The following is a 9059-nucleotide window of genomic DNA, read 5'->3' as shown; positions in this document are numbered from 1 at the left end:
AGTATGGATGATACTGGAAGATTAAAGGGCGTTAATTTAAAAGAATATCTTTGCAATGATGTTTTTATAATTAATGAAGGTTCCTATATAAAAGATGAGGTTTATTTGATGGATGCAAATAATCTTGATGATTTTGTTGGTAATTATTTCAAGCTGAACTCTGGTTGTTTTTTTGATGGCGATACATTTTTTATATCGCCTTTAAATAAAGCCCTGATTGAGTTTCAACATGATGGTTATGTGTTTTTGCATAAGCTTCCTATTTTGTTAAATGAACATGGTAAGGCTAAGATTTTAAATAGGGAAAGTATGTTTAAATAATAGAATGATTTGTTTAATTCTTGATAAATCATCATGCTTGTCTGTATTCACCATTATGCACCTTTAATTGCTACTATTGTGACAATTTTTCGTTATAATCGCTAAATATTGTTATCATAGTGACAGGAATAACGCTAATAAGACGGAGTTTATTTTCAATATGATGAGTCATATCTCGCTATTCATCCGAAATCAATCTCTCCTTTTTTGATTAAGGCGGACACTTTATTACAAAAAGCCCCTAAAGAGCATCATTATGGGTTACATGGTGTTTTTGGTGACAGTTTGCCTGATGGTTGGGGGCTGTATATATGCCTATATGAAAATGGCTAGAAATGTTGGAATTGAAGTTCCTGATTTTGATTTATTGGAGGCAGGAAATGGACGTTTTTGGTTACAGCAAACTCGGTTTGATTTCGCTACCACATGATTTCAGCTTGTGGATTACTGGATGCATCATTTAGGGCGCTTTCTTTAGATTATATTGAGTTGGTTAAAGCGACAAGGCTGCTGTGTGGTGTAGAGGAGGCACAAAAATTGTTGAAACGTGCTTTGTTTAACTATCTCACCGTTAATCAGGATGATCATGCTAAAAATTTTGCTTATTTGGCTGATGATACTGATAACTGGCGGCTTTCTCCATTTTATGATGTGGTATATATGCCGTCATCTTATAACGAACATATGACCTCATTTAACGGTAATGGTAAAGTGATTACTCCTACAGCACTGGAAAAATTGGCAGGGCAGGCGGGTTTCTCTAGCACTATCCCTTTGATAAATATGCTTGAAGAGATTTATAACGAAACTTGTCGTTTTCAATCGATTGCTAAAGAGTTGGAAATTGATAAAACATTAGCGGCTACCATTGGACAGCATATGGAACAGAAATGGTCAGAACTAAAGACCCCGTAAGCCGTTTTTGCAGGGAGAATGCTTATCATAACCATTTCCTGACAAATTCTTCCAGCGGTATCGGGCGGTCAAAGTAATATCCCTGCAAATAATCGACAGAATAGTTTGCTAACTGATTAGCTTGTTCTTGGCTTTCAATCCCTTCTGCCACAATTTCCAAATGCAACCGCAGGGCAAGGTCAATGATATTTTCCACAATATTTTTAGAAACCATATCGGTATTCATTTTGCTAATAAAATTATGTCCAATTTTCACTAAGTTAACATTAAGTTTTTGTAAGTAATTGTAATTAGAGAAACCGGTGCCAAAGTCGTCCAGTGCAATTAATACGCCTAATTCATCCAATTTATTGAATAAATGAATAGTATGATTATCCAGTTCCAATAATTCTCGTTCGGTAATTTCCAAAATCAGTTTAATAGAATTTTCTGGAAATGATTTTAGAAAATGATGACAATCATCAATTAACCTGACATCTTTATAATGTTTTGCACTAATATTGAAATTAAAATGGAAATTTGCAGGTAATTGATGAGCAATAGGCGCAAAATAGTCTCTTACTTGGGTGATTAAGTTATGCGTTAAGGGAATAATCAAATCTGATTTTTCAATTTGTGCGATAAATTTATTTGGCGTCAATAGTCCATGGATGGGGTGTTGCCAGCGAACAAGGATTTCACATCCAATGATTTCATTGTTTTTACTACAAATAATGGGCTGTATATAGGGAATGAATTGCTTATTTTTAATCGCTTTTTTAAAACGATATTCTGGGATAGTAATGGTTTTGGTCTGTCTATAAAAAAACACCGCAGATATGAACGTAAGCAGAGACAATAAAATAAATACACAGACTGATTCTACATCTGGCTGAATATTATCCTGATAATTGGAAAATAATCTCCAGAATATATAACCTGTGCTGGCAGTGATGGTGATGAATAACATCACAAACATCCGATACAGGGATCGGTATGATTTCAGATTCAGCCCCATCATATCTCCTTTCTTGAGCAAGCCCATTTCTTAACAGTAGGCTTGTTATCCAAACTATGCAAAATTTCATTAACTTATTGATTACAAAAAAAGAGGCTCTTTTTTTGCGAAAACAACGTCGGCTATGTTACAGGAAGAATTTAAAGACGGGAAATAACTATATAACAAAATTAGGAGGGAATTTTTTATAATTGCTGAGGACGGTCAAGATAAACAAATATTGTTGCCATCCATGGCTAAATTATTATTTGATTTATATCAATATATTATCAGGTTACCCGCAATCAATCGGGCTGTGTTAAAACCCATATTGCCGGCTTCATGGTATAGCTATTACGGTGTCGTTATCACAATGGCAACTCGGCGATTTTCTGCCCGACCTTTTGCGCTTCGGTTATCGGCAATAGGTTGGCTTGGCCCTAATCCACGGGTTATCAAATTATTACGCTGCATACCTCCCTGTGTCAGTGCATCTGCAACGGTGTTGGCGCGTTTCAATGATAATTGATTGTTGTAACTCACTTCTCCGTAGTTGTCGGTGTGACCATCAAGGCGTGCGTGGTGGATACCCACTTTGGATAAGAGACTGGCGAGTTGTTTTAATTTTGTTTCACCTTCTGGACGCAAGTGAAATTGGTTATTACCAAACAGCACCTTTTCTGATAGACCAAATAACCAGCCTTCATCAGTTTGTTGAAACCCTTGTTGTTTAAGTGCGGCGATTTGTGCGGTTGTCAATGTTCCTTTACTCTGGCAGGCGCTGAGGAAAAGTGCGCCAATAAACGCCAAGATAAATACACCATAACGATTTCTGCTCATAGAAGGTTCCTTGATAGATAGTTCAGTTTTGTTGTATCAGCGGAATACCAGCCACCGCCTCGTTGTTTAATGTGATACATCGCCGCATCGGCTTCAGAGAGTAGTTGTTCTGCTGTTAGTTCACCATTGGATAATGCAATACCAATACTAAGTGTGATACGTAGATGTTGTCCGTTGGGAAGGAGAATGGGGGTATCCATGGCATGAATGATATTTTTGGCAACGCGTTCTGCGTCTTCTAGATTGGCCGAAGGTAACAGGATGGCAAATTCGTCCCCGCCAAGTCGGGCAACGGTATCTGTTTTTCTTACTCTTCGTTTTAAGGTAGCAGCGATAGTGACAAGCACGTGATCGCCAGCAGCATGTCCATAGACATCGTTAACATATTTCAGTCTATTACCATCAATAAATAATATCGCTGCACTTTCACGCATAAATTTATCGCCCATGACGGTTGAAAGCACGCGTTCAAACGTTGCCCGATTTGGTAAGCCTGTCAGGGAGTCATGTTGTGCTTGCCAGGTTAAAGCGGCTTTTTCTGTTTGCAGATGATGTTGCCACTCTTCCAGCTCTTCTAACAGGTGATTGAAAACCTGACTTAGCTCATGCAGCTCAGCAATATGGGCCGAGGGCACGCGCCGTGAAAATGTCCGCCGTTGCCGCACATCATGGGCGACGGCCGTAATATTTTGCAGCGCCTTGACGATACCATCGTGCATCCGCAATGAGAGGTAGAGTGAAATGACGGCGCTGAACAGCAGACAGGCAAATAGCACCAGCAGGGCCTGATAAACAAATTTGATGATGTGGCAGCTGTTACCAAGCAACCAGACTGAACCTATTTTTTGCTGATGGTGGTAAATTGGCAGGGTGAAAGGTTCAGGAAAAAGCCAGTGCTCGATCAATTTCTTGAAATTACCCGTCCGAGTTTCCTGATTGGCTTGCCAACTCGCTAACACCTGCTGTTTTGCATCAAAAATTTTGGCTTCGGTAAAACCATCGTGAACGGCAATCATTTCCAATATTTCGTTTGCTGCGGTTTTATCCTGAAAAACCACGGCGGCTTGTGCGGTATGAGCAATGGTCGTGGCAATCAGTTTTAAACTGTTTTCGGCATATTTCTGCATGGCAAGCAATGCCAGTAACGATAAAAACAAGCCGACTACGGATAATATGATAAATGTAATGACCAAATGGATCCGGTGGAAAGCATGACGTAAAGTCGGGCGCGAGGGCATCAGTGAATAACGTTTTTTCATATAGATTATTCCACCTTACGAGCCAATTGCAGGACATTCGGCTGTACGCGCACGCCGCTGCGCGTCAGAATATCAAGATTGAGGCTAAATGTTGCCGGCGTGCTGTTAATATTGAGGCAAAATGCACTGCCAATTTCACAGTTCGGATTATTTTCAGCAATGGTAAGCAATGGCTTGTTATTTTTCAGGTTGATTACCTGGTGTTGAAGTTGTGGATCGACTTGACCATAGTAAATGACATCACATTTTTCTATGAGTTGTTCTACATTGAAATTGAGTGTTTCAACTTGTAGTTCTGTGTGCTCAGAAATCATATCAATGTGGGTTAAGGCGCTAATGTAATTGGATGGAGGAACCAGACATAAGTGCAGAATAGTAGGTGTAATAGGCCAGTGGGTATAACTGATAATTCCAGAAACTACCCGCGCAACATTTTCGGTGTGTGCTGTTTTTTCATTGATTATTCGTTTTTCATTGGTGTCAGACATAGCCATTACGGTTGACTGACATGTACCGGTGATTAAGCATAAGGTCATCAATACCCGTAACAATAATCTGGAGACACAACGTTTAAAAATAGTGCGTTTACAAAGATGATGAATCCGTTCAATTACTTTCATATCGGGTTCCAGTATATATTTTTCATCCAGTATTTGTTTTTCATATTGTCAATGGTTGTTTGAATGATCGTGTTAAAGTTATTGATAAAATCTGTTCTTTAACCAAAACCTATCTCATTAAAGAAATGAAACTGAATGAGATAGGTTGTACAGTTATTACTTGCCAAATAAGATTATTAGCAATCTAATTGATACCTTTAAGGTATAATTTCATTTTTAGTGAATAAAGATTATTTCTATACCAATCTAACTTCAAGATGCGTGTGATTTCTCCCCGCGAAGCGGGAAGAAATCAGGTTTCATAGCGTGTCGTAAATTGCAACTTGAAGTTTAATGCGTATATATTGATACATCTTCATCGATTCCTATTATATGTCCATGATTGTCATAAGTGATACTGGAAACTTTGCTTTGCCTTAAGGTATCAAACAATTTTTGTTCCAAAGTAAAACTCTGCGCCACCTCAGTGTGAGTTAACGCAGGTCGGTGACGGCGACGTTCGATCCTAAATCGACGTTGGTTGTATTTCGCCCAGCCAATGAGCAAAAATGCATTAAATATGGCAATGCCAATATAAAGGGTGATAGTTCCCAATTCTGAAGTAAATACTGTCGCTGTAAAAGGCCTGGGACCATTATGGGAGGTGTAAAATAATCCCACCATGAATAAATAGATAAACCCTACCCAAGCAAGAACGGTCAACAGAATATCAATTAAACGTGGCCATAACCTTTGTTCGGTAAAAATCAATGGTTCTTTCATGATTCGATTCTCTCTATTCCCCGGTCAGGGCTTTCCCAGCGAGCGCGTTTTCTGTGTACTTTAAGCATCACTTTGGGAAAAGATACCAGAGTCGTAAATAGGTTTAGCATCCAATAAACCATCGGATACCAAATCACCCAGAACAGCGATGAAGCAACGTGTTTTTCATAGCGCCGTTCAATCACTAAACTGACGGTAAACTGGATCAGGCAGGTAGCTGCCAGAACCAACCCCGTATATCCAGGCGGAAATAGCGTATAAACGCGAATGTTTTCTGGTAATGTGATGAACATGCCAAGTAAAAATAAAATGATGGAAAAGGCAAATGTAAATGACCAGATAACGGAGCAGCAGAATTCAGCAAATAATCCCCACATGCGGCGATATCGCCATGACCACAATTGACGCAGGTTTTTCAGGAAAACTTCGGCTCCACCCTGTGCCCAGCGTAACCGTTGCTTCCATAATCCCCGTAGGGTTTCAGGCATTAAGATCCAGCAGATGGCACGGGGTTCGAAAAAAATGGACCAATGGTGTAATTGAAGTTTCCAACTCACATCAATATCTTCGGTGATCATGTCATTGCTCCAATACCCCACGTCGGCCAGAGCACGACGATTAAAGGCTGCAACAACCCCTGAAACAGTAAAAACTTGACCATAAACCCGTTGGGTACGCTTGATTAGGCCAATGATGGAAGAAAACTCCCCAACCTGAATGCGTCCCACTAAAGTGGATCGTGTCCGAACGCGGGGATTGCCTGTAACAGCACCAACACGAGGATGATCAATCATGGGCTTGACCAGCCAAACAGCGGCATCGCGATCTAATAAGGCATCGCCATCAATGCAAACCAGATAATCACTTCTCGCGGCCGCCGCCCCCGCTTGAAGTGCAGTCGCTTTGCCTTGATTCTGTTTCAGGTGTATCACTCTTAGGGCTTGATGTTGTTTTGCCATCGCATTGAGTTCATCTGCGGTGCTGTCAGTTGAACCATCATTGATAGCGATCACTTCAATATTGGGATAGCGCTGGTTCAAGGCGGCCAGCAGTGTCTCGCGAACATTTGGCCCTTCGTTGTAGCAAGGGATCAAAATTGAAATCAGAGGATCACCTGCAAGATGCGGGGCTTCTTCATCAACGATTTTCCAATGCCTTTCCCGATAGAGCCAGAAATAGATCCCTCCTGAGATCCAGATGGCTGACATGAACAAAGGCCAGAAGAAGACAAAGTTCAGCATGACTTCCCCGGTAAAGGTGATAGCGATACCGAGAGGGATGCTCAATACCAGGCAGAGCACTGCAAAAGCAATAATACGATCAATCATTAAGTGGATACCATTCAGGAGAAAGAACAGGGCGGATCTCATTCATTTCTGGTTGATTGTTGAGAAAGTCATCAGGGTAGTAACCGAAGCTCTGTGCGCCATTGAGCTGCAATTGGCGCATCCATTCTGCTAATTGGTGCCCTGAAATTGCTCTTTTATCCAGTGGCTTGCGCCAATCTACGGATTGCAATTCAAAAACAGTTTTGTCCAGTGCTTGTGGACGTTGAGCAATGATTTTCACCAATCGGGATAACCACTGATTGCTTTTTGCTAGTGGCACATTTTCCATCAATGGCATTGCCATTGGCGCAACCCAATCGTAATGAGCGAGGAAATCATCCAGATTTTGGGCAAACCACTCTTCGCTGTCCGGTTCCAGAATGGGCAGGGCAAAAATATTGCGTGCCGTTTTGATCTGATAACCCCGTATTGACTTAAGTTCTCTGGTTAATTCATGAGTGAAATCAATCAGGTATTGGCTTTTAAAACGTGTCCAACGAGCAAATTGTTCCGGATCTTGCCGAATTTCTGTAATGGAAGCAGATAAACCTGCGGCCTGATAAGCGTTGATGGCATCTGCGCCAGCATCTTCAAAATCAGACATGACGGCATCATCGTGGTACAAGATACCCTGAAAAATAGCATGAGAGGCCAAATCCTGATAAATCTCTTTGATCCTTCGGCGGTTTTCTGGGTTATAAGGCGATAAACGACGATATTGTGTCGGGTTGACAAACAGCCTGTTATGGCTTGTGTCATAGCTCATCACCCGCGGGAGGGAAGACTCCAGTTCAAAGGCCAAAACAGGCATCCACGCATAAACTTCAATGTTCAGGCGGCTATGCAATTGCCAGGCGACACGGTTAAAGAGATCAGCTCGCATTGGTAGCCAGCGATTAGGAAAGTAGAGTTCACGTACATTGCCATCGCCTTTGGGATCAGCAAAGGCTTGCAGGAAAACGGTATTGACGCGCAGATCGGCAACGCGCTGGACCAGTTTATCGAGATTATCGGCTTGCTGAGCGGGATCTGGATCATAAACGTAGTCCAGATCAATATGAGCAATCCGTAAGAACGGTTTATTCTGTACCTGAATGACCTGCTCGGCGAATTCTTTCAGAGAAGGGTTATGTGTAAGCAAAATCCGTGGAACATTATCAAGATTGTTGACGTTTGCCAGCCCATTATCCAGAGTCAATGCCATTTTGTAGCCGTAGCGTTTGGCTATTTCCAGTGTAACACCGTTATCAATGCCATAAGGCCAAATCCAGACTCGTGGCTGCTTGCCTGTGGCTGCGATAATTCTTTGAGTGATCGTGGCGATATCCTTTTCCATCCGCTGACGAAACGCCTGCTCACTTTCATATTTTCTGGTTTTCGGATCGTAAATGCGAATGGCTGCGGCCGGCTCAGTATTGCCTTGTGGATTAGCGATGGCGCCGTAATGATGCTGATAAGTATGGGAGCCTATTTCCACTAAACCAGAACGAGACATCTCAGCCACCTGTTCCCAGGTAGTGAACCGCTCCCGCGCTACCATCAACCCACCAAAATCAACGGGTTTTTCGGCAGGCGCATCAACCCAGATCCCAACAGGTGCCAGAATGGCTGGCCAGTTATAGGCTTTCAGCAGCGGAAAGACGCGATGGTAGAAACTGCTATAACCATCGTCGAAAGTCAGCAGTACCGCCTTGGGCGGCAATGGCGTACCGCCCTGATTAGCTATGAGAATTTGGTCGACTGTAATCGGCTGGTAGCCATTTTCCCGCAGCCAGGCAAACTGATCGTTCAATGCGCTGGTACGGACTGACATAAAACGCTGATCTGCACCATCATCTTCAACATCATGGTAAGCCAGAACGACAAAGCCATTTTTAGGCCAGGGGCGTTCATTCATAGGAAGCGGCCGTTGGGCTGGTGGAACGAAATCAGGTTTTTCTGCATATGCCAGTATGCCAAGCTGGGGAATCAACAGGCTAACCAGTAGTGCCGATATCATCAACCAATGACGAAAAACATTGTATGTCATAAAAAATCC

The 9059-nt window shown here is 42.0% G+C and carries 10 protein-coding genes; 3 read left to right on the top strand and 7 right to left on the bottom strand.

Going from position 1 to position 9059, the window contains the following annotated elements; translation table 11 throughout:
- The 3 genes from IQ211_RS03580 to IQ211_RS03575 all read left to right on the top strand — a co-directional run.
- On the top strand, positions 1-321 hold a 321-nt coding region (locus tag IQ211_RS03580), incomplete at its 5' end, for a hypothetical protein (protein ID WP_193836327.1).
- Between the two features lie 256 nt (positions 322-577).
- Positions 578-751, top strand: a complete 174-nt coding sequence (locus IQ211_RS19470; protein ID WP_223281547.1) for a HipA domain-containing protein — start codon at positions 578-580, stop codon at positions 749-751.
- Positions 748-1236 (top strand): HipA domain-containing protein, encoded by a 489-nt coding sequence (locus tag IQ211_RS03575; RefSeq protein WP_223281548.1) that lies wholly within the window; start codon positions 748-750, stop codon positions 1234-1236. Before IQ211_RS19470 ends, IQ211_RS03575 begins: the two co-directional genes overlap by 4 nt.
- 25 nt (positions 1237-1261) lie before the next feature.
- Here IQ211_RS03575 and IQ211_RS03570 read toward each other — a convergent pair whose 3' ends face one another.
- The 7 genes from IQ211_RS03570 to pgaB all read right to left on the bottom strand — a co-directional run bounded on the left by IQ211_RS03570 (position 1262) and on the right by pgaB (position 9050).
- Positions 1262-2236 (bottom strand): EAL domain-containing protein, encoded by a 975-nt coding sequence (locus IQ211_RS03570; RefSeq protein WP_228011584.1) that lies wholly within the window; start codon positions 2234-2236, stop codon positions 1262-1264.
- A gap of 330 nt (positions 2237-2566) precedes the next feature.
- Positions 2567-3052, bottom strand: a complete 486-nt coding sequence (yfiB, locus tag IQ211_RS03565) for an outer membrane lipoprotein YfiB (RefSeq protein WP_189758178.1) — start codon at positions 3050-3052, stop codon at positions 2567-2569.
- Positions 3049-4311: a diguanylate cyclase DgcN/YfiN gene (gene dgcN / locus IQ211_RS03560; RefSeq protein WP_189758179.1), complete on the bottom strand. Its 1263-nt coding sequence runs from the start codon at positions 4309-4311 to the stop codon at positions 3049-3051. The genes yfiB and dgcN overlap by 4 nt, the downstream gene beginning before the upstream one ends.
- 5 nt (positions 4312-4316) lie before the next feature.
- The gene (yfiR, locus tag IQ211_RS03555; RefSeq protein ID WP_189758180.1) at positions 4317-4931 is read right to left on the bottom strand and encodes a regulatory sequestration protein YfiR; all 615 of its coding nucleotides are present in this window, start codon (positions 4929-4931) and stop codon (positions 4317-4319) included.
- A gap of 330 nt (positions 4932-5261) precedes the next feature.
- Positions 5262-5693 (bottom strand): poly-beta-1,6-N-acetyl-D-glucosamine biosynthesis protein PgaD, encoded by a 432-nt coding sequence (gene pgaD / locus IQ211_RS03550; protein WP_189758181.1) that lies wholly within the window; start codon positions 5691-5693, stop codon positions 5262-5264.
- Positions 5690-7021 carry a poly-beta-1,6-N-acetyl-D-glucosamine synthase gene (pgaC, locus tag IQ211_RS03545; RefSeq protein WP_189758182.1) on the bottom strand — a complete coding sequence of 444 codons (1332 nt, stop codon included), beginning with the start codon at positions 7019-7021 and terminating at the stop codon, positions 5690-5692. The genes pgaD and pgaC overlap by 4 nt, the downstream gene beginning before the upstream one ends.
- Complete coding sequence (pgaB, locus tag IQ211_RS03540; RefSeq protein WP_189758183.1) at positions 7014-9050, bottom strand: poly-beta-1,6-N-acetyl-D-glucosamine N-deacetylase PgaB; 2037 nt, start codon at positions 9048-9050, stop codon at positions 7014-7016. The genes pgaC and pgaB overlap by 8 nt, the downstream gene beginning before the upstream one ends.
- Positions 9051-9059 lie beyond the last annotated feature (9 nt).

It is taken from the genome of Xenorhabdus griffiniae, from assembly GCF_015163655.1.
Taxonomy (GTDB): domain Bacteria; phylum Pseudomonadota; class Gammaproteobacteria; order Enterobacterales; family Enterobacteriaceae; genus Xenorhabdus; species Xenorhabdus griffiniae.
The sequence above is the reverse complement of the archived record's forward strand: the minus strand, read 5'-3'. Positions and strand labels throughout refer to the sequence as shown.